Raw genomic sequence first — 24,465 nt, forward strand, 5'->3', positions numbered from 1 at the left:
GGGGGTGGCATGTGCTATTTACTATTTAGTAGGGCGGTTCCTTCCTAAGTACCCAATTCCAGGATATCAATTTGCATATAAATTTAAATATTTTATCTGTAAGCAGATCTTTGAAGCAATAGGCGAAAATGTTTTAATTAAGCGTAATGCATATTTTGGTAATGGCGCAAAAATAAGAATAGGTGATAACTCGCAAATTGGAATAAACTGCATTATGGATAATGATATCGTAATTGGCAATGATGTGACGATGGGGCCAGATGTCATCATTTATACGTGTTCTCATGAATATAAAGATTTAGCGGTGCCAATCAATAAACAAGGCGAAAAGAAATATTGTCCAGTAAAAATCGGTAATAATGTATGGATCGGTGCAAGGTCCATTATCCTTCCGGGTGTAACCATAGGGAATAACAGCATTATTGGAGCTAATACAGTAGTGACTGAAAATGTTCCTGAAAATTCTGTATTCTGTGGTGCAAAAGGTAGAGTAGTTAGGATTAGAAATTAAAGTGAAGGAGAGTCAGGATGGGTATAAAAATATCAATTATTACAATTACTTATAATTCAGAAAAATCAATTGAAAAGACAATAAAGTCCATTCTGAAGCAGAAGTATAGGCCACTAGAATATGTTTTTATCGATGGATGTTCAAAAGATCAAACGGTTTCCATTATTAAAACATATATTCCACAATTAGAAAGTGAAGGTATTGAGGTTAAGTTCATCTCGGAACCAGACAATGGAATTAGTGATGCATTTAATAAAGGTATTAGTTTGTCTACAGGCGTGATTATAGGAATTACCAATTCGGATGATACCATAGAAGAAGGAGCACTTGTTTATATAGCCGAGAAATTTCCAGAAGATGTGGATGTGTTGTATGGAAATTGCCGTTGGGAAGATAAGGAAAAGAATGTTACATATATCAGGAAATCTACTGTTGATTTAAGAGATCTTAATATATGTATGAAAATATTACATCCAGCAGCATATGTAAAGAAAAGTGCTTATGAGAAATATGGTGGATTTCGCACAGAATTTAGATATTGCATGGATAAAGAATTACTTGCCCGAATGCAAAAGATGGGGGCAAAGTTTTTATATGTTGATAAAATATTAGCAAGTGTATCCGCTGGTGGTGTGAGCGATAAAAATCTAAAAGGCGTTATTTATGAGGGAAAGCAGATTGCTATTGAAAATGGTGTACCGTGTTTAAAAGTTATGTTTATCTTTGGCAGAAGCTATATAATGGTAAAAATTAAGAATACTATTAAGAAAGTTCCTGCATTTTATAAAATAATTCAAAACGTAAAAAGTAGAGGATAAAAATGCGTACTGTAATCGAAGAAAAATGTAAAAAGAAGCCGTATTTGTACGATTTATATAGATGGACAGGAAAAACTGATATTAGAACATTTATGAAGTGGATTATGGTGTCAAAGTATAGAATAGTATACTTAAAACGGAAATGTGAGATGACTCGCAATAATAAAGTAAAGTTCTTATTCTATCGTGCATTGTATGAACATTATATAACGAAATATGGTGTTGATATTGGGTCCAAAGCTGTTATAGGACCCGGTTTTATTGTACGCCATGTTGGCGGCATTGCTATTAACAGCAAAGTAACTATAGGAAAAGATGTAGAAATACTACAAGGTGTCACAATAGGTTATGAGCGTAGGGGAATTCGCAAAGGTAATCCTATAATTGGTGACCGTGTATGGATAGGTTCTAATGCAATTGTTGTAGGTAATATTATAGTAGGAAATGATGTATTAATAGCACCTGGTGCATTTGTTAATTTTGATGTACCAGATAACAGTATTGTAATCGGAAATCCGGGGAAAGTGATAAGAAAAGAAAGTGCTGTTGAAGGTTATGTTGTTAATACATTAAATTTTTAGAGAGAAATAGTATTTTTAGCTTAACAATTGATATATGAAATGGAGGATGCAATGAAGGTTGTTCATATAGTTGCTAATGATACAGGAGGAGCTGCAAGAGCTGCTATAAGAATTAGTAACGCCCTAACACTAAATGAGGTGGATTCGGTTGTTTTAGTTTTACATAAGAGTACGAATAGTAATAATAGAGGTATAGCACCCTGTATTAAGAACAGAAGCGTTTGGAATGCATTTAAAGTAATTCGCAAGATTAACAATATGCATATCAATAAATATAATTTGACAGGAGTATTTTACGAAGCAAGATTCGGTTTGGATTTATTAAAACTTGACATTGTAAAAAGTGCTGATGTGATTAATTTACATTGGATAAATGATGGTATGCTGAGTCATAGAACTTTAAGAAAACTGCTGTTAAGCGGAAAGAAAATAGTTTGGACGATGCATGATATGTTTCCATTTACAGCAGGATGCTACTATGATTCTGGATGCGGACAGTTTGCTGATGGATGTAAAAAATGCCCATTGGCCAAGTCAAATATCAAAATTGAGACTTTTATAAGGAAACAATATGAGATTAAGAAGAAGGGGTATGATAGTGGGAACATAGCATTCGTGGGATGCAGTAACTGGATTGCTGATTCAGCTAAGAAAAGTGAACTTGTTAATGAAAAGAATGTAGTAGCAATTTCAAATACGATTGATACAGACGTTTTTAAACCTCTGAACAAACAATCGGCTTTAAATGAATATTGCATTAATACCAATAAAAAGATCATATTATTTGGGGCAGCATCAGCTGATTCTGATCCACGAAAAGGATTTGAATATTTGAAAGACGCATTAGCGTTTTTAGATAGAGATAAATATTTGTCGATAGTATTTGGTAATAGTTCCAAGGTAGGTGATACGGTTGATGGCTTTGAAATGATAGGCGTGGGAAGGGTTATTTCAGATGAAAAACTTGCACAACTTTACTCATTGGCAGATGTCTTTGTTGCACCATCAAAACAAGAAAACCTTTCAAATGCAGTCATGGAATCACTTGCTTGTGGAACGCCGGTTGTAGCTTTTGAGATTGGAGGAATGCCCGATATGATTGTGCATAAAAAGAATGGGTATTTGGCAACCCCATTTTCGGCAGAAGACTTGGCATATGGAATGGATTATTGTTTGAATACTAGTATGAAGAATGAATGCAGAAATTATGTTTTGGCTAATTTTTCGATGACCAGTATTGGCAGAAAGTATTATGAATTTTATCAGAGGAAGTGAGGCATCATGAATAGTGATTGAAACAGGAGTTACTTACTTAGTGTGTATATGTGTTTTTATGATTGGAATTCAGCGAAGGCAGATAAAAGCAGCTGAACTATTTATTATATTTATTTTAGCAATACTATCTTTTGCATATCAGCCACTTTCATCAGATGATTTAACACGAGAATATGCGTGTCTTGATGGTATTAGGGAAATGGGGTGGGCTTTTTTTGAACAGAATGCTCATTTTTTTGAGAGTAATGTGGTAGGCACAGTTACATCTAGTAAGTTTAATGGTATATATGTGTCACAGTTGATATACTATATTTTTGCGCATCTTCCAGTATACAATATATTCCCGGCTACTGTTGTAGGATTCCAATTCTACTTGGAATTTAAATTGTTGAATAGGCTTAGACGTCATTTTAACTTGTCAAATAGAAATTTTGTGATTCTATTTATAACTATGTTATTCTTGAGAGAGCTGCGTTGGATGATGTCAGGAATTAGAAATCAGCTGGCATTTACAATTGCACTTTATGTGCTCTATGAAGATTTAATGGAGAATAAGAACAAGATATTGAGCTTAATAGGTTATGTCTTATGTGGTATGATTCACCAAAGTGCATATGTCATCCTTATTTTACGGTTAATTTTATTTATACCAAGCAATAAAGTAAAGATAACAATTTCCGGTATTATGTTGTTTTGGAGTAATTTCCTGAATGTAGGTATGGTTTATCTAGGGAAATTTATCAATATACCGATTGTTAATTCTATTCTTTGGAAAATAGCGGTATATACTGAAAATGGTGATACAAGCACGAATGTCGTTGTGAATCCATATTATATGAAGATGATTATATCAAATATAGGATTACTTATATTTTCAGCTTTATCTATATATTATTTTTATCGGTTCTATGGAAAATCAGGCCATATTGGAATAACTAAAAAAGCCTTTTCAATTAAATCAGGAAAAATTAGAATTGTCCGCAAAAGAATAAATACGTTCGAGGTTGGCGAAGTTAATTCAGATATTATAACGTTTTTATTAATGGCTACATGTCTAACTATAGGGTCCAATATGTATTATTGGCTTTATTTACGGTTTGCTATTTTAATACAGATTTGGATAATTGTTATTATGGCAGCCATAGCTTATAAAATGCAAGAGACAGGATGTTATAAATCTTTGTATTACGCAACTGGAACAGGAACTGTATTACTAAAATTTACAATTATGATGTTTGTTGCAAATGTGAGCTTTTATTTTAACTTGTTTGGGTTGTATCCAAGTTAAGTTCGAGGTGAAAAATGATAACAAGGTTAATTAGAATGTTTATTTCTGTGATTAGGGTGAAAAGGTATAATCATGAGCATTCTTGCTATATTCAAGCTTATGATATTTCACAGCGCCAAATGATGGGAATAGGAACAGAAGTAAGGATAGGAAGTGGATGCGTGTTTTCTGATAAGGAAGCACCATTTCAAATTGGTGATTATAGCTACATTAATTCTGGGTATCTATATGCGTGTAGAATTGGCAAGTATTGCTCTATTGGAAATAACGTGTCGATAGGGCCAGGAGAACATTGGCTGACTAAAATAAGTACGTTCCCTCTGAATAACCTAGTATTTCATATTAGGGATCTCAGTGAGTTCAAGCCTATACAAATAGTTGAAATTGGAAATGATGTTTGGATTGGTAATAATGCTATTATTTTACAGGGAGTAAAAGTTGGAGATGGTGCAGTTATTGCAGCTGGGGCAGTAGTCACTAAAGATGTACCGCCGTATGCTATTGTTGGTGGAATTCCTGCTAAAGTAATTCGTAAACGCTTTGATGATGACACAATCGAAAAATTGTGTACGTTGGCATGGTGGAACCATGATAAAGAGTGGATACAGTCTAATATTAAGGCTTTTCATGAGAATAAGATAACATCTGAAGTGGTAGGAAAATTGATTTGATGATAGTTGAAATAAGACTTGGCAAAATATGTGAAAAAATATATCACAATTATACCGGTTGAGGAAAAGAAAGATTGTATTCCAATTTATTTATTGGCAGTTTCTAATTTTTAACATATTCATTGAATGATGCTGAAAACCTCAGGTTGGAGGAAACGGATTAAATTGAACCAGTCTATTTCGGAAGGCGAATACATGAAAATTCTTCAGGAATTTGTTTATGTAATAAAAGAAAAGATGAACTATTTTATAAAGAGAATACTGCATGAAAAATGGAGGATATATTAATGAGTGTTTGCTTAATCGTTATTTTTAATCATAGGTATGATAGCAATTTGGAAAAACTTGATAAATTATATAGAAATAGATTCAATAATATTTATTATTTGGTTCCTTTTTATAATGGCACTCGCGAAGATGTGGTACCAGTATATGAATCTTCTTATCAATTTCAAGGTTATTTAGCACAATCATATGATAAGATTGCAAATAAGAAATATTCTCATTACTTAATTATAGGGGATGACTTAATTTTGAATCCGGCACTTAATGAGGATAATATTTTAGACAAATTTGGCATGGATAATGGTGATGCATTTATTGAGTCTTTAACTCCTCTAAATAAAACTTATTACTGGTATAGAGAAAGGTTTATTGATGCCGATAGGGCCTTTAAACAGGATGGAACAAGTTATAAGGATGAGATACCTAGTAAAGAAGAAGCTCAAAAATTGGCACAAGCATATGGGTTCAATGATTTTTCATTAAATCATTTAAAATATACAAAGGTTCCGATAAAAAGATTGCATGCTAAGATTAAAGATTTGATTTATCGATTTACTTTACCTATTAGATTAGATTATCCATTAGTAACGGGTTATAGTGATTTCATCATTTTACCAAATGACATATATAAGGAGTTTTGTAGATTATCAGGTACCTTTGCCGCGATGAGGCTTTTTGTAGAAATATCAATACCGACTGCCATAATGTTTACAGTAAGTAAGGATCATTTAAAAACGTCTACAAATGTTAATTTGAAAACCCCAAAACTATGGTGGATTACTGATACAGTGAAAGAATTTTCTAAACAATGCGATTACAGAATATACTCTATGACGGATTATTGGCCTGAAGAATATGCATATTTGCATCCAATAAAATTATCAAAATGGAAGGAATAATAATAATGAAATATTTAATACTCGGAGCCGGTCCTGCTGGATTAGCTTTTGCAAATAAATTAAAAGTATTAGGAGAGACCTCCTTCTTGATATTAGAAAGAGAAGAAACTGCAGGTGGTCTTTGTCGTTCTACTGTTGTTGATGGTTCATCATTCGATATCGGTGGTGGCCACTTTCTTGACGTTAGAAGACCGAAAGTTAATGAATTCTTATTTCAATATATGGGAAAAAGTGAATGGAATATGTATAATCGTGATAGCCGTATAAGTATTAATGATAATATGATTAATAGCCCAATTGAAGCAAATATATGGCAGATGAAATTAGAAGATCAGGTTGAGTATTTAAAAACTATTGCAGTAGCTGGTTGTAACATTGGAACACCAATGCCAAAAGATTTTGTGGACTGGATTTATTGGAAGCTTGGTAACAAAATAGCTGATGATTACATGATTCCATACAACCAGAAGATGTTTGGAAAAGAACTTAATGAATTAGGTACATATTGGTTGGATAAGCTACCAAATGTGTCTTTTGAAGAAACGCTTCTTAGTTGTTTAACAAAACATGCTTATGGTAAGCAACCTGGTCATACTCAGTTTTATTATCCAAAAAACTATGGATATGGTGAACTGTGGCTTCGTATGTCAGATGCTATTAAAGATAATATCAAGTATAATACATGTATTAATGGTATTAACTTTAACACAAGGACTATTACCTCTACGGATGGTGATAAATATACTGCCGATGTAATTATTACAACTATTCCATGGATGGAGTTTTATGAAATAATTGGCATGCCAAAAACAATCCAGGAGAGCATTAAAAAGCTGAAATTTAGTTCTATTCAGACGGAATACTTTGGAGAGAATTTGGATACAACTGCTCAGTGGATTTATTATCCTGACCCGAAGTTTTCTTATCATCGAATTCTTGTTAGACATAATTTTTGTGCCAATTCTAGAGGATACTGGACAGAAACTAATAGTGATAGAATTAATATGGAAACAAAGAATACTAACTTTAAATACATGAATAAGTATGCCTATCCTCTTAATACAATTGGTAAACCTCAAATTATGAAGAAATTACTTGACTGGTCTAAAAGTAAAAATGTTTATGGACTTGGCAGATGGGGTGAACATCAGCATTATAATTCGGATGTTACTGTTGGACTTGGTATAGAACTAGCAGATAAATTTAGTGGATAAGAGGACTAAAATCGTGAACGAAATGTCAATAAAAAAAGCGTCAATCATAAATGCAATAGCAAAATATTCAAGTGTTATTATGAGCATTTTGTTTTCTGCTATATTAGCTAGAATATTATCACCTGAAGATTATGGTATTGTGGCCATTGTTACTGTTTTTACTGCTTTTTTTGCTGTATTGTGTGATATGGGGATTGGTGCAGCAATAATTCAACGTAAAGATTTGACAAGTAGTGATTTGGGAATTATTTTTGGATTAACAGCACGTATTGGTATAATTCTTGCTATATCCTTTTGTGGTTTATCTATACCGATATCTATTTTGTATGGAAATAGTGTTTATAAGCCTATTTGTTGTATTCTATCTATATCTATTTTTTTTAATACACTTAATATGGTTCCAAATGCTTTACTTATGAAAGATAAGAAGTTTGTACTTGTTGGAGTTAGAATGGTTATTGTCAATGTTTTATCTTATATATTGACAATTATTATGGCTTTATTAGGTGCAAAGTATTATGCCTTAGTTTTTCAATCTGTGATTTTTTCTATTGCAAATTTTATTTGGAATTATCATAGCACTAAACCAAGGTTAATATTTAAATTTGATAAAAAGAGTATACAAAAAATAAAATCATATAGTGTATTTCAATTTTTATTTAGCTTTGTAAATTATTTTGAAAGAAATTTAGACAATTTATTAGTTGGCAAAATAATGGGAAATTATATGTTGGCATATTACGATAAAGGATATCGCTTGATGAGTTATCCAGTTAGTAATTTGGCAGGAATTATTACACCAGTATTACATCCTATTTTATCAGATTATCAAGACAAGCAAGAAAAACTGTTAGACAAATATATTCATATTAGTAAGTTATTATCTTTAATAGGTACCTTTGTTACTCCATTGTGTTTTTGTACTGGGTCTGAAATTATTTTAATAATGTATGGGAATCAGTGGAGAAATTCTATTCTTTTATTTAAATTCTTAAGTTTAGGCGTTTGGCCAATGCTTATGATGTCAACAACTGGTGCAATATACCAAAGTATAGGAAATACTAAACTACTTTTTAAAGCTGGTCTAATTAATGGTATTTTAACTATTACTTTTATCATAATAGGAGTTATCAGCGGTTCAGTTAGGAATGTAGCAATATGTGTATCTATTGCTAATTATTTAAATATGATTATAACATTTTATATTTTAATAAATAAAGGCTTAAAAAAATCATTTTGGAAATTTGCTAAACATTTCATTGGCGATTTAATTGCAATGGTTATGATTGCTGGAATAGGTTATGTTACTTTTTCAAAATTAGCGATAACTAGCAATCTTATTTCTTTTATAATAAAGGGACTAGTGATTTTAGCTATGTATATTATATATCTTTATATTTCTAAGCAAATAAATATTATTAATTTACTTTTCAAAGTTATAAGTTATCGAAAAATGGTTTCATTTTGTCACCTATTTTCTAGAAAGATTAATCGCAGGTTCCATTACAACACCTCTAGAGATAAGGATAAGATCTAGTGAAGATATATTTTATTAGTTACTTAAGGTATATGTTGTAATATACAATGAATTTTATTGTAAGAGTGGGTGTAAGGGCAGGTTTGAATTTTTAGATTAGTTACTAAGTAAACTTTTTGGAGGTTTAATATTGTAAACAACAGTTATTATTGCAATGAACAGAATATAAAATTAAAAATTTAATAACATAAGTATAAATCAGAAGTGTGCATTATAGAGATTTACTGAATTTAAAAGGAGGCCTAGTATTATGAAAGTAATAATTTTAGCAGGTGGAAGTGGGACAAGGTTATGGCCCCTTAGTCGTGACAGATATCCCAAACAATTTATTAAGTTGCAGAGCAGTAAACCATCCTTGTTCCAGGAAACCTTTAAAAGAAGTTTATTATTAGCAGATGTAAATGAAATATATGTAGTAACAAATGAAAAATATAAATTTTTAGTTATGGGTTCTGTTGAAGAATTAGGCTGTGAATATAATGAATCTAATATAATTGTTGAACCTGAAGCTAAAAATACTTTACCCGCAATTTATGCAGGTGTTCATGAAATAGCTAAAAAGGGTAATGATACGGTAGTTGTTTTTCCTTCTGACCATATGATTACAAAAGGTCAGGAATTTGCAAACATTATTAAAAGTTCAGAACCATTAACTAGAGATTCAATTATAACCTTTGGCATTAAACCGGATAATCCAAACACTGGCTATGGATATATTGCACCGGGAAATAAAAAATTAAATGGTTACGAAGTAAAAGAATTTAAAGAAAAACCAGAAGCTGAAATTGCTGCGACCTATGTGGATGAAGGCTACTATTGGAATGCAGGAATATTTATGTTCAATACTGATATTTTTATAAATGAAGTAAAACACTATGATTCAAATATATACAACGCTTTTGAAAGCAGCAGTACCATAGAAGAAGCTTTTAGCAAAATAGATGAAAAAATTTCAATAGATTATGGCATTATGGAAAAAAGCAAAAATGTTGCTGTTGCACCTGTAGATATAGGATGGAATGATCTTGGCAGCTTTGATTCTTTTTATGAAGTATTTGATAAGGATGAAAATAATAATATATCTGATGAGGATAACCTACTTATTGATTCAAAAGACAACTACATATATTCAGAAAAAGGCAAGCTAGTAACAACAGTAGGTGTCAATGATTTGATTGTAGTGGATAATAGAGATGCTTTGCTTATTTGCAAAAAAGATCAGTCACAAAAGGTAAAGAAAGTTGTACAATCCTTAAAAGAAAAAAATGACAGTAGAGTAGAATATCATGTTCAAGATTACAGGCCTTGGGGAAGTTACAAAGTCCTAGAAGAAGAGAAGAATTCATTTAAAATTAAAAGAATTAAAGTAAGCCAGGGTAAGAAGTTAAGCTACCAGATGCATTATCATAGAAGTGAGCATTGGATAGTTGTTAAAGGCATGGCTAAAATGACAATAGATGATGTAGAAAAGCTGGTACCTGCAGGAGAAAGTATTTTTATAAAACCTGGACAAAAGCATAGGCTTGAGAATCCAGGGAAGATACCTCTTGAGATTATTGAAGTTCAGATGGGTAATTATTTAGAGGAAGATGATATTGTAAGATTTGAAGATGATTATGGAAGAAAATAAGTTTGATTATAGTAGTTTTTATTGTCCTATCATTTTTGGCAGTCTTTATAAATTTAGTCATCGTACTTATAGGTAATAAGATCAATTTAAAAAATCTAGTTATGATATAATATTGATATCATAACTAGGAGGTATACGTTATGCCATCGATAAGACCAAGTTCAGATTTAAGAAACAATTACAGAGAAATATCAGAATTTTGCCACAAATACAATGAACCGGTTTATATAACTAAGAATGGTAAGGGAGATTTAGCTGTCATGAGCATTGAAACTTATGAAAAACTTGTGGGCAAATTTCAATTGTATAAATTGATTGATGAGGGTGTAGATGCGCTGGAAAAGAAAAAAGTGAGACCATTTAAAGAAGCATTTGATGATATACAGAAAGGTTTATAAAATGAGTATTCTATAAATAAATACAGTATGATATAATAATATAAATAAAACTAAGGTAGAGTGATAAGATTGGCAAATGAAAAAATAAAATGGCATCCAGCCTTTGCAGCGGCAATACAGCTCGAACTAAAAGAATATAGGGAAGACTTGGAATTTGTAACAGAGTACCAGTTGACAGATGAACCTTTGAGAATAGATGTGTTAGTGATAAAGAAACTGAAAGATATAAGAATAACTAAATCTCTGGGGAAAATATTTAGAAAATACAATATATTTGAATATAAGTCACCTACAGATTATATATCAATAGATGACTACTATCAATGAATCTTACTTAGTGGGAAAAGCGATTATCACCAAATCTTTGATTTAATGTGAATCGCTTTCTTTTTAGAGATTTGTTTTTCCCACTAAGTTTAGATGAATTATCTAGGGGCGTAGCTACTGTTATCTCCCACTTTGATAGAAGTGGGAGTGTTATAGTAGGTAGCCATCAGGCAAAGTAAAGGCCTATGCATATCTCTACAAAGCATTATCGGAAGGAACTAATAAGATAAATATAAAAGAAATGACAGTAACATTAACATCAAATAAATATCCCAGAAAATTGGTAGAGTACTTGAAAAGTGAACAGGGAGCCATAGTGGAAGCTGTGGATAATGGTATATACTATATAAAGAATACAGACATAGAAACACAACTCTTGGTATCAAAAGAATTAGACGATGAAGGATCACAATATTTGAAATTACTCCAAACTGACTATCAAAATAAAAATTTGATAAAAAAGTGGATAGCAGAGTACATAGATAATATAAAGAATCCGCTGTATGCGGTAATAATGGATGTACTTGCAGAAGTAAATCCAAATGAAATATTGGAGGGATATAAAAATATGGGAAGAGTGAAATTGAGCGAAGATAATAGAGAATTTCTACTTGATATGATGAAAAAGCTTGAATTGGATAAAAAACTTAAACAAGAAGGAATAGAAGAGGGAATAGAAAAAGGAATAGAAAGAGGAATAGAAAGAGGAATAGAAGAAGGAAAAGAAGAAGGAATTAGACAGCTAATATTAAGACAATATAAAAAAGGACTCACGGTAGAATATATAGCAGATATAAATGACATTGACATTGAATATGTTAAGAAAGTAGTAAGCAGGGTAGAGTAATTTACCCTGTTTTTATTTTTGGGAACATCCATCAGTTAGTGTGTATTTTCTAACTTAAAAATCAACTTATACGCAGGCACATTTTTACAATAATGAAGTTCTTTTAAATATTTTGCATATAAGTCTTAGAAAAAAATTCGTAAAAGCTTAGGACTTTTGAATTGTTTGAGGTACGAGTTTTCAAAAGTTCTTAGCTTTTTTAGAATTTTTTTCTTAGACTTATCAAAATATTTAATGAACTGAAGGTTGTAAAAAATATCCGGAGTATAGGTTGATTTTTTTGTTTAGAAACCCTACTAAGTTGATGGTTATTTTTTTTTTGCCTAAAATTACATACTTTTCTAGACAAATTGCGGTATATATCTACCCCAATTTAACAAAAAATCATAGTTTAGTATTTTTTCATTAAACTTGACAGAACTGCTTATATTTTAAACTTGTTTATACTCAAATATCACATTATTATTATATATGAGGGGGTTATGTAGACCTAATTAGTTAAAAAAGGTGGGGATTTTTCATTGAATGGGCTGCAAATCGAATCTATTGAAATAGTGGTGAAAAGTATGGAAAAGTATGAAAAAAGTGCTGACTACCATTTACTTAAGAGAATTATAGATATAATTTTCTCTTTTGTTGGAATTATTGCCTTTTTTCCGATTATGTTTGTAGTGGCAGTTGCAATTAAGTTTGATTCTAAAGGGCCTATTATATTTTCACAGGCTAGAGTGGGAAAAAACGGTAAACTTTTCAAAATGTACAAGTTTAGATCTATGATTCACGATGCAGAACAGCTTTTGGACAACCTTCAACATAAGAACGAGATGACAGGACCCATATTTAAAATAAAGCAAGATCCAAGGATTACAAGAGTGGGAAGGTTTATAAGAAAAACCAGTCTTGATGAGCTTCCACAGTTGTTTAATGTGATAAAAGGTGAAATGTCACTGGTAGGTCCGAGACCTAATCTTCCGAAAGAAGTTGCAAAGTTTACTTGCGAGCAAAAAATTAAACTTTTAGCAAAGCCAGGTCTTACGTGTTACTGGCAGGTTATGGGCAGAAGCAGCATTGATTTTGATGAATGGATGGAACTAGATTTGAAATATATAAAGGATAGGAGCACGTTTTTAGATATAAAGTTAATATTTAAAACTTTAGGTGTATTCTTTGGAGATAAAAATGCAAGCTAAGAACTAAAAATATAAAATTTGCTGAGGTGAATACAGAAAAATGAAAAATATTTTTATTATAGGTTCAAAAGGCATACCTGCAAGATATGGTGGTTTTGAGACATTTGTTGATAAACTTACTTTTCATAAAAAAAATATTGATATTAAGTATCATATAGCATGTTTGGCAGAAGATGAAAAAGAGTTTGAATATAATAATGCACGATGCTTCAATGTTAAAGTAAAAAATATAGGAAGTGCTAGGGCTGTTCTATATGATATAAAAGCATTAAAAATGGCTGAAAAATATATAAAGAAAAATAATTTAAAAGATTCTATTATTTATATACTAGCTTGTAGAATAGGTCCCTTTTTAGCTTTTTATAAAAAAAAGTTAGAGAAGCAGGGCATTAAAGTATATGTTAACCCTGATGGACATGAATGGAAAAGGAGCAAGTGGAACAAAGCAGTAAAGGCATACTGGAAGTATTCTGAAAGACTAATGGTGAGGCACGCAGATTTTTTAATATGTGATTCACTTGGAATTGAAGAATATATAAAGGAAAATTATAAAGAATATAATCCTAATACTACATTTATAGCTTATGGTGCAGATATCGAAAAATCAACTTTATCAGATGATGATCCAAAGCTGTTGAATTGGTTTTATAAAAATAGTATTAAATCTAAACAATACTATTTGATTGTTGGAAGGTTTGTTCCTGAAAATAATTATGAAGTTATGATTAGAGAAATTATGGCATCAAAAACTGATAAAGATTTAGTTATTATAACAAATGTTGAAAAAAATAAGTTTTATGATGAGTTATTATTAAAAACCCACTTTGATAAAGATAAACGTATAAAGTTTGTTGGTACAGTTTATGATCAGGAGTTAATTAAGAAAATCAGGGAAAATGCCTATGGTTATATACACGGACATGAAGTAGGAGGAACAAACCCTTCTTTATTAGAAGCTTTAGCAAGTACTCAGTTAAACTTACTTGTAGATGTTAATTTTAATAGGGAAGTTGGCAGGGATGGAGCTATTTATTTTAAGAAAAGTAGGGGTGACTTATCAACCTTAATTAAAAAAATAGAGAAGTTGGATATAAATAACATTAATAAATTATCTGAAAATGCTAAAAATAGAATAATTAATAGTTATTCATGGAATAAGATTGTAAACGACTATGAAGAATTATTTGGTATTTAGGCATTTGAAAGAAAACAAAAAATAGGCCATCATATTGACTAGTTATTTCTTTGAAAATGCCTTATTAGGGGGCACTTATGAGAATAGGAATTGATGCACATGTTATAGGGGATAAATCCGGGGGTAATGAAACATATTATAGAAATTTAATAGAACAAATAGCTAAATTAATTACAGATGAAGAAGTTTATTTATATTTCAATGATTTAAAAAAAGCATCACTTATTAATATTGACAATGAAGATAATATTAAAATAAAAAGCTTTAAGACTTCTAATGCAGTTAAGAGATATATGAAGTATTTACCGGATTACGTACAAAGGGATAAACTTGATGTACTTCATTTGCAGTATTTTCCGGTAATAAAGAAAAAGTGCAAGGTTGTAGGTACTATACATGATATTTCTTTTGAACATTATCCAGAGTATTTTACTAAAAAAAATTTATTGATGAATAAGATTTTGATACCTGCTTTGGCAAAACAGGCTGATAAAATTTTAACTGTTTCCAATTTTTCAAAGCAGGATATTAGCAATAAATATGGAATTGATTCTGACAAAATTGTTGTTACGTATTTGGCGGCCAGTGAAAAATATAAAGTTATAAAGGATTATGAATTATTAATACAAACCAGGGAAAAATTCAATATTAATGGAGAATTTCTTTTAACTGTAGGAAATCTTCAGCCAAGAAAAAATTTGAGCAGATTGTTTACTGTTTATATTAATTTGAGAAACAAAAAATTGATTGATGAAAAACTTGTTGTTGTTGGTAAAAAAGCCTGGTTGTTCAACGATATTTTCAAGTTTGTCAATGAATCAAAGTATAAGGGAGATATAATTTTTACGGATTATGTGTCAGAAGAAGATTTAGCATTACTTTATAATGCAGCCAAATTGTTTGTATATCCTTCTGTATTCGAAGGCTTTGGACTGCCGCCTTTAGAAGCAATGTCATGTGGAACTCCTGTTGTTACTTCAAATATTACTTCTATACCTGAAGTAACAGGAAATGCAGCAGTGCTATTTAATCCATGGGATGTGGAAGATATGGAAGAAAAAATTGTTACTACAATAAATAATAAGGATATGCTTAATAAGTTAAGTGAACTGGGATTAAAAAGATCACTGGATTTTTCTTGGAAAAAAACTGCCCAAATAACATTGGAGGCATACCATGGAATGGTTACTTAGTATTTTATTTGTTACACATCAATTTTTTGGGGGTAATTTTGACCTCTTTTATATAATGGCTTTGTTATTGATATTGAAAGATATCCTTTTTTTTAGGTATCGTAATATATCGACTACATTTATATTTTTACTGCCCATAATCATTATATTTATACTCCAAATTCTTATGCTGCATGACCTGAATGTTGAAAAAGGAATAGCATCTGTAGGTAAGATGTTCTTATGTTTATACTTATTAAATGCAGTAAAAAATAATTTTAGCAGAATTAATGTTACTAAACTATATAAATATGCTGTTTTACTATTGATGTTACTATTTGTTACCAGCTTATTTGTGAAAACAGATGTTTTTTGGGTATTTAATGATTTAACTAATAAATTTCTTACAACCAGATTAAAACTTTTATATATAGAGCCTAGTGAATTATCATTTCATGCCGCAGTGCTAGCATTATTTATATTATTTTACAATAATAATTGTGAGAAGCTTTTTATAGACTATGAGAATTTATTATATTTAATTATCCTTTTAGTAATTATGGCATATTCAGGCGGTTTAGGTGGAATTGTACTAGTTTTATTTACAGTTATATTTATATTAAGTCGTGATAATTTAAAAAAATCTACAGTTGGAAGAAAAATTGTATATATATATATAATCCTATGTATGATTCCAATAATTTTTATTTTCATTAACTATTTTCACAGTTCTATAGTATTAAGGCTTCAAGCTATTATGAGCGGATCAGATTCTTCCTTTAACTATAGAGTATTTAAAGGATTTAATGGAATGAAAGCATGTTTAGCGTCTAATCCACTTTTAGGAATTGGCTTTGGCAATCTAAACACGGACTATTATGAATATATGCTGCTTTCATATGGATTAGTAAGCAAAATAGCAAACTCCTTTATGTATGCAATAGCAGAAGGAGGATTATTGTTTTTATTTTATCTGAGTTACCTTTTTGTTTATATGTGGAAACATATTAATAATGATACTTTTAAATATGCACTATTAATATTCATATTTTTATATCAAATAGGAGGAGGATATTTTACCAATCCAATTAATTGGATTATTTATGGAGTAATATTAAGTGATAGTGCTAAAGAGAGAGCAGAGGTGTCATGATGAAAATTAAAAATTGCTTATTAATGTTTATTCCAATAAATAGGTTGAAGATATATTTATACAATAAATTGTTGAATTACAAAATAGATAAAAGCTGTAAAATTGGTTTTTCTTATATTGATGCTGTTTACCTTGAATTGGGCAGGGGAAGTATCATAGGAAACTTTAATTTAATTAAGAATTGTAACAAAATAGTAATAAAAGAAAATTCTACAATATTAAAGTATAATTTTTTCAAAAGTTGTAAGAGCATAATTATTGGAAACAATACAGTAATCGTAAGAGATAATAAATTTTTACACAACGATAATGTAGGTGTTGGATTCGGCGGCAATATTATTATAGGAAATTTTAGTACTATTGTTAACAAGCATTATTTTGACTTAACGGATGATATTTATATTGGTGATAAGTGCACAATTGCAGGTAATGGCACTGAATTTTGGACACATGGATTTGACCTGGGAAATAATAGGGTTCAAGGTCAAATCAAGTTACTGGATAATATATATATTGGGGCAGGTGTAAAATTTAACTTTGGTTTAAAAGTAAATAGTAATAATATTGTAGGAATGGGCAGTATACTAACTAAATCAATTAACTGTGAAGGATATTTAATAGGTGGTATTCCGGCAAAACCGATATCAAAATTGAATAATGAAAAAATTGGTTACAAAGAAATAGGCACTATTAATAATAAGAAGGTATATAGAAAAATAATTGATTAATGGAGGAGATAACTTGGATATAGGATTACAGGACAATTTATTTTTTCTAAATTCTTATGATAGTAATGTAGAATTAAATGGCAAATTTATTGAAGAACAATATAATTTTAGTAATATAAAAAAAGATAGGTACAATATATATTTCACTAAAACAGTTGAATATTTTAAACATAAGGATAGATATGAAATCCTGTTTTTTTCCAAGAGCAAGTATGATATAAGAAAATTATTTGAAAATTTAAGCTTTATAGATATCAGTGTCTGCAAAGAGTTATTTAATTCTTTATTATATAAGGTTGACTATGCGATTATTATCATAGATAAAGTAGAGAATAAAATATATAGTTTCAGAACACCAAATGGTGTTGTACCTATGTATTATTTTTATAAAGATGGCACATTGGTTATGTCAATGCATGTTCATAGTATTGCAAAAGCTATTAAAAAGGTTGAAATTAGTGATTTTGCAATTGAACAGATGTATGTAATGGACTGTTTAATGGAGCCATACACATTATATGAAGGTGTTTATGAAATAGGCAGGACATATATTTATGAATTTGACTTAAATAATAATTCTTTAAAAAAAGAAAAGGCATATAGTTTTAAATATGAAATTAACAATAATATCAGTTTGGAAGAATCCATAGCAACTTTAAAAAATGAAATAATAAAATCTCATCAAAAACGAGTAGGCTCAATTAATGGAATAATGTTGTCAGGTGGTATAGATTCTAATGTTATGTGTTATGCCTTGAAAAATTGCACAACCAGTTCATTGGAATCATTTAATGTATCAGTGAAAAACCAAAAAAATAGTGAAGCTCCATATGCAAAAAAAGTGGCAGATTATTTTGGATTAAAGCATAGGGAAGTGTTAATAGATCCATCTGATATTAATGAAAAAATATTAGAAGATATAGTAAACCTCAATTTTCCTTACTGGGGTGTAATGTATATAGGAAGTATTTTCAAATCATTGAAACTAAAGGAATATAATGTGTTTACAGGTCAGGATACAAGACTGCACACGCCATATGTCAATATTTTAGATGATATAATATTTAAAAATAAAATTAATTCTAAGGTACTTCCTTTTTTAGGTAAAAAGCTTGCAACTTTAAAACTTAACAAAAAAATTGCAAGAGCCCTGGAGAGATGTAAGGATGCCGAACATATGGAGAAATATTTGATTAAATATTTTTTACATTGCTTCATAGATAACAATAATGTAAACAGCATGTTAGAAGAAGAGATAAAAGAGAATATAGAATATGAAAAGCTAAGCTATCAAGAGTTATTTAATGAAATTACCTGGCTAAGATGGGGTCAGCAGTACACAGATGACATTAAATATATGGATAGTTTATGCAATCACTACTATAATACATGCCAATTTCCTTTTTATGATATTAAATTGGCAGAAGTCAGTGCTTCCATACCATTTAAATATTCCAACAAGAGATATATTGGCAAATCAGGGTTCGGAAATGGATTTACAATAAATAATAAATATTTACTGATGAGAATGTTAAAAGATGAAAATGTGCCTATTAATTTAGCAGGAAGAAAAAAAGCAGTTTCCAGTACAATTCATTTATATTTTAACGACCAATTTGGAAAGATAGTAAAAGACAGGTTAAATGAGAGCACACTATTAAATAATTTGGCAATCATAAATTTAGGACTAGATAAGTTAGTAAGTCAGTTTTGCAGTGAAAATAGAATTTATGATGATATGGATTATAGTTATTTGATAAAAATATATAATATATTTGTTTTAGATGTTTTGAAAAGTTATATAGAATAGATGGATGTGAGTAAATTGAAAATTTTATATTTAACTAAGCAGGCACCCAAAAGAGAATATACTATTTCTAAAGAAATATTGTCTGATAATGAGAACAGCTTTGTTGACAGTTGTGTGTTTAGTTACCGCAACTATTTAGATGCTTATGAATTAAATGAGAAGGAAAAGGTCTTTAGAAATATATATGACTTTACGGAATTCTGTAAGACTTACACGGAAGAAAATGTAAATATAGATGATGAATTGTATAAATTTGAATTAAATTATAACTTACCAATAAATAAGATTTTATATGCAGATAGGCTTGTTATAAACTACAGTGAAAGTCATAGAAAACAAATTATATATATGCTTGTTAAATTTTCTTTAATGCTGCTTGAAAAAACACAATACGAAGTCATTATAGGTGAGCTGTCTAGTTCAAGCGATTTGATATCTTACTATCTTAGCAAGCATTTGGGGATAAAGTACCTGTTTTTTTGGCATGGCAGAATCAGTAACAAGATGGAGTTTTCAGATGTATTAGGCAGACGTCATGGATTGAAAGAGCTTTATATTAATTATAAAAAAAATGGCTTTTCACAAGAGGAAAGAGAATATCTTAATAAATATTTGGAAGGATTTAAAAAACAAGCTGTACCTGATTACATGAAATTTAGCAAGCAGACTAAGTTTAAAAATTTATTTAGAAAGTTATATATGCAAAACCCTGTAATTAGATTAAAGAAATATATGAAGTCCTATCAAATAGATTTAAAATATTCCGCAGATCAATCTCCAAAAATATCTGAAAAAATAAATAAAAGGCTTAAAAAAGTTGTGTTCCCAATAAAGTCACTATTACTCAAGAGATATTACGACAATGTGAACTTAAATAAAAGATATTATTTAACACCACTGCATTATCAGCCTGAATCATCCACAATGACTTTTGCACCGTACTATTTAAATCAGCTTGCATTTATAGAAAATCTAGCAAAGTCCATACCTGGTGGAACTTATATTTACGTTAAAGAACATCCTGCAATGTTCGCAAATAGAAAATTGTCATTTTACAAGGAGCTAAAAAAAATACCTAATATAAAGTTAGTTCATCCTGAATTCAGTATGAATGCGCTAATAGAAAAGTCTATGGGAGTAGTAACATTGACAAATACAACAGGATATGAGGCTATAGTGAAAGATAAGCCGGTGTTTGTATTTGGAAATGTGTTTTACAATGAATACGATTACAGCTTTAAATGTAATAATTTTCAGGAATTTAGAGATAATATAATAACTGGATTAAGAGATTGGGATAGATGCGAGGGCGAAAGGATAAATAATAGAAATTGTTTTATATTAGCTTGTATAAGAAGTTTAAAAAATGGAAATTTAAATAGTCACTTGCTTGATAAAACCTTTTTTAAAGATGAAAATATTAAAAATATAGTTAACAGCATAAAAGATGAAATAATAGGAGGACAATAAATGCTTAATGATAAATCAATTTTAATTACTGGAGGAACTGGCTCTTTTGGAAAAAAGTTTACTGAGATGATTTTAAAAAGATATAATCCTAAGAAAATAATTATTTACTCAAGAGACGAATTTAAGCAAGATTTAATGAAAAAGGATTTTATGTTAAGATGTCCTGATAAAATAAATAAGCTTAGGTTTTTTATAGGTGATATCAGAGATAAAGATAGACTTTACAGGGCATTTAATGGTGTAGACTATGTTATACATGCTGCAGCAATGAAACAGGTTCCAGCTTGCGAATATAATCCTTTCGAAGCAATAAAAACTAATATTGATGGAGCACAAAATATAATAGATGCAGCTTTAGACAGAGGAGTTCAGAAGGTAGTTGCACTTTCAACAGATAAGGCTGTCAATCCCATTAATTTATATGGAGGTACAAAACTTGTTTCAGATAAGTTATTTATTTCGGCCAATGCTTATTCAGGCGGGAATGAAACTGTATTTTCTGTAGTTAGATATGGCAATGTAGCAGGAAGCAGAGGTTCAGTTATCCCTTTCTTTCAGTCTTTAATTGAAAAAGGAATAAAAGAATTACCCATAACTGATTGTAGAATGACGAGATTCTGGATAACCTTAGAGGAGGGTGTTGAATTAGTATTTAAGGCATTAGATGAATCAAAAGGTGGAGAAACTTATATATCTAAGATACCTTCTTTCACTATAACTGACTTAGCTAAAGCAATGCTTGATAATGTTGTTATAAAAGAAATTGGAATTAGAGAAGGCGAAAAGCTGCATGAAATTATGATAACAAGAGATGATTCAAGAACCACTTATGAATATGAAAAACATTATATTATCTATCCTCATTTTGATTGGTGGAGTTTTGATAAACATTTTACATCTGGCGGAAAGCTAATAGAAGAAGGATTTGAATATAATTCTGGAAATAACACGCAGTGGCTTACAGTAAATGAGTTAAGACAGGAAATGTATAGATTAGGTATATTTGATGCATATAAAGTTAATGATATACACTATGATGAAGTAATGCCCACTAAATAGAAAGGGAAGATAATTAATGAATGAATTGGCAATCAATGGTGGAAGACCAATAAGGAAAACATATTTATCTTATGGAAGGCAAGATATAGATGAAGAAGATATAGAATCAGTAGTAAAAGTTCTGAAAGGTGATTTCCTAACCACTGGTCCTTTTGTGAGAGAGTTTGAAAAAAAAGTTTCAGACTATGTAGGGGCAAAGCATGCAGTGGCAGTTGCTAGTGGCACTGCAGCACTGCATATGGCCTGTTTTGCAGCAGGAATAAAAGAAGGTGATGAAGTAATAGTATCACCTATAACTTTTGCAGCTTCAGCTAATTGTGTTCTATATTGTGGAGGTACACCTGTATTTGCGGATATAGATCCTAAGACGTATAACATAGACCCAAAAGAAATTGAAAAGAAAGTAACAAGTAAAACTAAAGCAATAATTCCAGTAGATTTTACAGGACAATCCGTTGATATAGATGAAATAAGAAGAATAGCAGGTAAAAATAATCTTATGATAATAGAAGATTCTGCGCATGCTTTAGGAAGTGAATATAAAGGTAAAAAAGTAGGTACAAAGGCACAAATGACAGAATTCAGTTTTCATCCGGTAAAACCTGTAACCAGCGGCGAAGGTGGTATGGTAGTTACGGATGATGATGAATTGTATAAAAAAATGATTCTTTTTAGAAGTCATGGAATAACTAGGGATAAAGATTTGATAACTCATAATGAAGGTCCATGGTACTATGAACAGATAGACTTAGGTTATAACTATAGAATTACAGATATTCAATGTGCTTTAGGTGCAAGTCAGATGAATAAAATAGATAAATTCATAAGCAGAAGAAGAGACATAGTTAAAACATATAATGAAGCTTTTAAAGATGTAGATGAAATTACTACTCCTTATGAAGCTGAATTTTCTAACTCAGGGTGGCATCTATATGTAATCAAATTGAACTTGGAAAAATTAACTTGTACAAGAAAAGAGATTTTTGAAGCTTTGCAGGCTGAAAATATAGGAGTGAATGTACATTACCTTCCTGTATACTTACATCCTTATTACCAAAAGCTAGGTTATCGAAAAGGGCTATGCAAAAATGCAGAAGAATTATATGAAAGAATGATAACTATACCATTATTTCCTAAGATGACGGATGAAGATGTATCAGATGTTATAAACGGAGTTAAAAAAGTAATAAACTATTATAAGAGGTAGTGACTGAAATGAAAGTAGTTTGTATTGTACAGGCAAGGATTAGTTCTACAAGGTTTCCAGGGAAAGTATTAAAAGAGATTTGTGGTAAAACTGTTCTGGAGCACGATGTAGATAGATTAAGAAGAATAAAAAATATAGATGAAATAGTAATAGCTACAACCACATTAGAAAAGGATAATGCTATTGTAAAAGAGTGTGAAAAATTAAAGGTAAAATGTTTTAGGGGTTCGGAAGATGATGTACTATCTAGATATTATTATGCTGCTAAGGAAAATAATGCGGATGTGGTTGTTAGGGTTACATCTGACTGCCCACTCATAGATAGTGAAGTTACTGAAAGTATAATTCAGTGCTATATGAAAAATAGAGAAAAATACGATTATGTAAGCAATACTATAGACAGGACTTATCCAAGAGGATTAGACACGGAGGTATTTAGTTTTTACGCATTGGAGAAAGCTTTTAATGAATCAACATCTCAAAGAGACAGGGAACATGTAACACCCTATATTTGGGATAACGATAATATTTTCAATATTTTTCAATATAAAAATGAAATGGATTATTCAAATTTAAGATGGACACTAGATACAGAAGAGGATTTTAAGTTAATATCAATAATATATGAACAGTTTCAAGGTAGAGATTATTTTGGCATGAATGAAATAGTAAAATTTTTAGAGAAAAACCCTGAAGTAAAAGAAATCAATAAGTGTATAGAACAGAAAAAAATTGATGACAGCTTATTTTTGATACCTGCTGGTGAAGGCCATTGTGATTTAATATATGAATGGGTAAATGAGGATGAGGTAAGAAAAAATTCTTTTGATAATAATGAAATACCCTATGACCAGCATGTAAATTGGTATTTTAAGAAATTGAAGGACCCGGATTGCTTTATCTATCTATTAGCCGATCCCAATAAAAACATAGGAATAGTGAGAATTGAGAAAAAAGGAAATGAAAATGTAGTAAGTTATAGCATATCAAAACAATTTCGTGGAAAAGGTTATGGATATAAGATTTTGAAAAAGCTTCAGGATAAGCTTATGAAAGAAAACAAGAATATTGTACTGACAGCTTATGTTAAAAGAGAAAACATATACTCCGTAAAAATATTTGAAAAGTTACATTATAATTTGGTAGAAAATGATGATTATAATATGAAGTTTGAGAAAGATTTAAGCAGGTGAGATTTTA

23 protein-coding genes are annotated in these 24,465 nt (G+C 30.2%); all 23 read left to right on the plus strand.

The genetic code is table 11. The annotated features are described in order from the left end of the window. The first annotated feature begins 4 nt into the window (after positions 1–4). The 23 genes from B5S50_RS13685 to B5S50_RS21945 all read left to right on the plus strand — a co-directional run bounded on the left by B5S50_RS13685 (position 5) and on the right by B5S50_RS21945 (position 24,458). The gene (locus tag B5S50_RS13685; protein ID WP_217302114.1) at positions 5–511 is read left to right on the plus strand and encodes a DapH/DapD/GlmU-related protein; all 507 of its coding nucleotides are present in this window, start codon (positions 5–7) and stop codon (positions 509–511) included. Positions 512–528: 17 nt separating this feature from the next. Then, complete coding sequence (locus B5S50_RS13690; protein WP_217302115.1) at positions 529–1,329, plus strand: glycosyltransferase family 2 protein; 801 nt, start codon at positions 529–531, stop codon at positions 1,327–1,329. A gap of 2 nt (positions 1,330–1,331) precedes the next feature. Beyond that, a complete protein-coding gene (locus tag B5S50_RS13695) occupies positions 1,332–1,910 on the plus strand; it encodes a serine O-acetyltransferase (RefSeq protein ID WP_217302116.1) in 579 nt (192 codons plus the stop codon). A 51-nt stretch (positions 1,911–1,961) separates the two neighbouring features. Next, positions 1,962–3,185 carry a glycosyltransferase gene (locus tag B5S50_RS13700; RefSeq protein ID WP_217302117.1) on the plus strand — a complete coding sequence of 408 codons (1,224 nt, stop codon included), beginning with the start codon at positions 1,962–1,964 and terminating at the stop codon, positions 3,183–3,185. A gap of 13 nt (positions 3,186–3,198) precedes the next feature. Further along, positions 3,199–4,473 carry a hypothetical protein gene (locus tag B5S50_RS13705; protein ID WP_217302118.1) on the plus strand — a complete coding sequence of 425 codons (1,275 nt, stop codon included), beginning with the start codon at positions 3,199–3,201 and terminating at the stop codon, positions 4,471–4,473. A gap of 14 nt (positions 4,474–4,487) precedes the next feature. Continuing rightward, the gene (locus B5S50_RS21840; protein WP_302180669.1) at positions 4,488–5,144 is read left to right on the plus strand and encodes a CatB-related O-acetyltransferase; all 657 of its coding nucleotides are present in this window, start codon (positions 4,488–4,490) and stop codon (positions 5,142–5,144) included. Positions 5,145–5,431: 287 nt separating this feature from the next. Next, positions 5,432–6,328 (plus strand): hypothetical protein, encoded by an 897-nt coding sequence (locus B5S50_RS13715; RefSeq protein ID WP_217302119.1) that lies wholly within the window; start codon positions 5,432–5,434, stop codon positions 6,326–6,328. A gap of 5 nt (positions 6,329–6,333) precedes the next feature. Further along, entirely contained in the window at positions 6,334–7,542 is a 1,209-nt protein-coding gene (locus B5S50_RS13720) for an FAD-dependent oxidoreductase (RefSeq protein WP_217303806.1), read from the plus strand. A 22-nt stretch (positions 7,543–7,564) separates the two neighbouring features. After that, positions 7,565–9,079 (plus strand): lipopolysaccharide biosynthesis protein, encoded by a 1,515-nt coding sequence (locus B5S50_RS13725; RefSeq protein ID WP_217302120.1) that lies wholly within the window; start codon positions 7,565–7,567, stop codon positions 9,077–9,079. A gap of 250 nt (positions 9,080–9,329) precedes the next feature. Then, entirely contained in the window at positions 9,330–10,709 is a 1,380-nt protein-coding gene (locus tag B5S50_RS13730) for a mannose-1-phosphate guanylyltransferase/mannose-6-phosphate isomerase (RefSeq protein WP_217302121.1), read from the plus strand. Between the two features lie 140 nt (positions 10,710–10,849). Then, positions 10,850–11,107: a type II toxin-antitoxin system Phd/YefM family antitoxin gene (locus tag B5S50_RS13735; RefSeq protein WP_065079890.1), complete on the plus strand. Its 258-nt coding sequence runs from the start codon at positions 10,850–10,852 to the stop codon at positions 11,105–11,107. Between the two features lie 69 nt (positions 11,108–11,176). After that, the gene (locus B5S50_RS13740) at positions 11,177–11,434 is read left to right on the plus strand and encodes a hypothetical protein (RefSeq protein WP_065079891.1); all 258 of its coding nucleotides are present in this window, start codon (positions 11,177–11,179) and stop codon (positions 11,432–11,434) included. Between the two features lie 292 nt (positions 11,435–11,726). Further along, positions 11,727–12,281: a hypothetical protein gene (locus B5S50_RS13745; protein ID WP_217302122.1), complete on the plus strand. Its 555-nt coding sequence runs from the start codon at positions 11,727–11,729 to the stop codon at positions 12,279–12,281. A 566-nt stretch (positions 12,282–12,847) separates the two neighbouring features. Beyond that, positions 12,848–13,471, plus strand: a complete 624-nt coding sequence (locus tag B5S50_RS13750) for a sugar transferase (RefSeq protein ID WP_065079917.1) — start codon at positions 12,848–12,850, stop codon at positions 13,469–13,471. 40 nt (positions 13,472–13,511) lie between these two features. After that, positions 13,512–14,666 carry a beta 1-4 rhamnosyltransferase Cps2T gene (cps2T, locus tag B5S50_RS13755; protein ID WP_065079893.1) on the plus strand — a complete coding sequence of 385 codons (1,155 nt, stop codon included), beginning with the start codon at positions 13,512–13,514 and terminating at the stop codon, positions 14,664–14,666. 77 nt (positions 14,667–14,743) lie between these two features. Next, positions 14,744–15,859: a glycosyltransferase family 1 protein gene (locus tag B5S50_RS13760; protein WP_217302123.1), complete on the plus strand. Its 1,116-nt coding sequence runs from the start codon at positions 14,744–14,746 to the stop codon at positions 15,857–15,859. After that, a complete protein-coding gene (locus B5S50_RS13765; RefSeq protein ID WP_217302124.1) occupies positions 15,843–16,991 on the plus strand; it encodes a hypothetical protein in 1,149 nt (382 codons plus the stop codon). Before B5S50_RS13760 ends, B5S50_RS13765 begins: the two co-directional genes overlap by 17 nt. Further along, entirely contained in the window at positions 16,991–17,719 is a 729-nt protein-coding gene (locus tag B5S50_RS13770) for a hypothetical protein (protein ID WP_217302125.1), read from the plus strand. Before B5S50_RS13765 ends, B5S50_RS13770 begins: the two co-directional genes overlap by 1 nt. Positions 17,720–17,732: 13 nt before the next feature. Continuing rightward, a complete protein-coding gene (locus tag B5S50_RS13775) occupies positions 17,733–19,529 on the plus strand; it encodes an asparagine synthase-related protein (RefSeq protein WP_217302126.1) in 1,797 nt (598 codons plus the stop codon). 15 nt (positions 19,530–19,544) lie between these two features. Beyond that, entirely contained in the window at positions 19,545–20,999 is a 1,455-nt protein-coding gene (locus B5S50_RS13780) for a hypothetical protein (RefSeq protein WP_217302127.1), read from the plus strand. Then, positions 21,000–22,058, plus strand: coding sequence for a UDP-N-acetylglucosamine 4,6-dehydratase (inverting) (gene pseB, locus B5S50_RS13785; RefSeq protein WP_217302128.1), 1,059 nt, complete (start codon positions 21,000–21,002; stop codon positions 22,056–22,058). A 16-nt stretch (positions 22,059–22,074) separates the two neighbouring features. Then, positions 22,075–23,265, plus strand: coding sequence for a UDP-4-amino-4,6-dideoxy-N-acetyl-beta-L-altrosamine transaminase (gene pseC, locus B5S50_RS13790; RefSeq protein ID WP_217302129.1), 1,191 nt, complete (start codon positions 22,075–22,077; stop codon positions 23,263–23,265). Positions 23,266–23,273: 8 nt separating this feature from the next. After that, positions 23,274–24,458, plus strand: a complete 1,185-nt coding sequence (locus B5S50_RS21945; RefSeq protein WP_217302130.1) for a GNAT family N-acetyltransferase — start codon at positions 23,274–23,276, stop codon at positions 24,456–24,458. Positions 24,459–24,465: the final 7 nt, after the last annotated feature.

The organism is Clostridium sp. 001, assembly GCF_019056555.1.
GTDB lineage: Bacteria > Bacillota > Clostridia > Clostridiales > Clostridiaceae > Clostridium_B > Clostridium_B ragsdalei.

Coding starts and splice junctions, on each gene's coding strand:
- B5S50_RS13690 (WP_217302115.1), top strand. CDS start 529: ATGGGTATAAAAATATCAATTATTACAATTACTTATAATTCAGAAAAA.
- B5S50_RS13695 (WP_217302116.1), top strand. CDS start 1,332: ATGCGTACTGTAATCGAAGAAAAATGTAAAAAGAAGCCGTATTTGTAC.
- B5S50_RS13700 (WP_217302117.1), top strand. CDS start 1,962: ATGAAGGTTGTTCATATAGTTGCTAATGATACAGGAGGAGCTGCAAGA.
- B5S50_RS21840 (WP_302180669.1), top strand. CDS start 4,488: ATGATAACAAGGTTAATTAGAATGTTTATTTCTGTGATTAGGGTGAAA.
- B5S50_RS13715 (WP_217302119.1), top strand. CDS start 5,432: ATGAGTGTTTGCTTAATCGTTATTTTTAATCATAGGTATGATAGCAAT.
- B5S50_RS13720 (WP_217303806.1), top strand. CDS start 6,334: ATGAAATATTTAATACTCGGAGCCGGTCCTGCTGGATTAGCTTTTGCA.
- B5S50_RS13725 (WP_217302120.1), top strand. CDS start 7,565: ATGTCAATAAAAAAAGCGTCAATCATAAATGCAATAGCAAAATATTCA.
- B5S50_RS13730 (WP_217302121.1), top strand. CDS start 9,330: ATGAAAGTAATAATTTTAGCAGGTGGAAGTGGGACAAGGTTATGGCCC.
- B5S50_RS13735 (WP_065079890.1), top strand. CDS start 10,850: ATGCCATCGATAAGACCAAGTTCAGATTTAAGAAACAATTACAGAGAA.
- B5S50_RS13750 (WP_065079917.1), top strand. CDS start 12,848: ATGGAAAAGTATGAAAAAAGTGCTGACTACCATTTACTTAAGAGAATT.
- cps2T (WP_065079893.1), top strand. CDS start 13,512: ATGAAAAATATTTTTATTATAGGTTCAAAAGGCATACCTGCAAGATAT.
- B5S50_RS13760 (WP_217302123.1), top strand. CDS start 14,744: ATGAGAATAGGAATTGATGCACATGTTATAGGGGATAAATCCGGGGGT.
- B5S50_RS13765 (WP_217302124.1), top strand. CDS start 15,843: ATGGAATGGTTACTTAGTATTTTATTTGTTACACATCAATTTTTTGGG.
- B5S50_RS13770 (WP_217302125.1), top strand. CDS start 16,991: ATGAAAATTAAAAATTGCTTATTAATGTTTATTCCAATAAATAGGTTG.
- pseB (WP_217302128.1), top strand. CDS start 21,000: ATGCTTAATGATAAATCAATTTTAATTACTGGAGGAACTGGCTCTTTT.
- pseC (WP_217302129.1), top strand. CDS start 22,075: ATGAATGAATTGGCAATCAATGGTGGAAGACCAATAAGGAAAACATAT.
- B5S50_RS21945 (WP_217302130.1), top strand. CDS start 23,274: ATGAAAGTAGTTTGTATTGTACAGGCAAGGATTAGTTCTACAAGGTTT.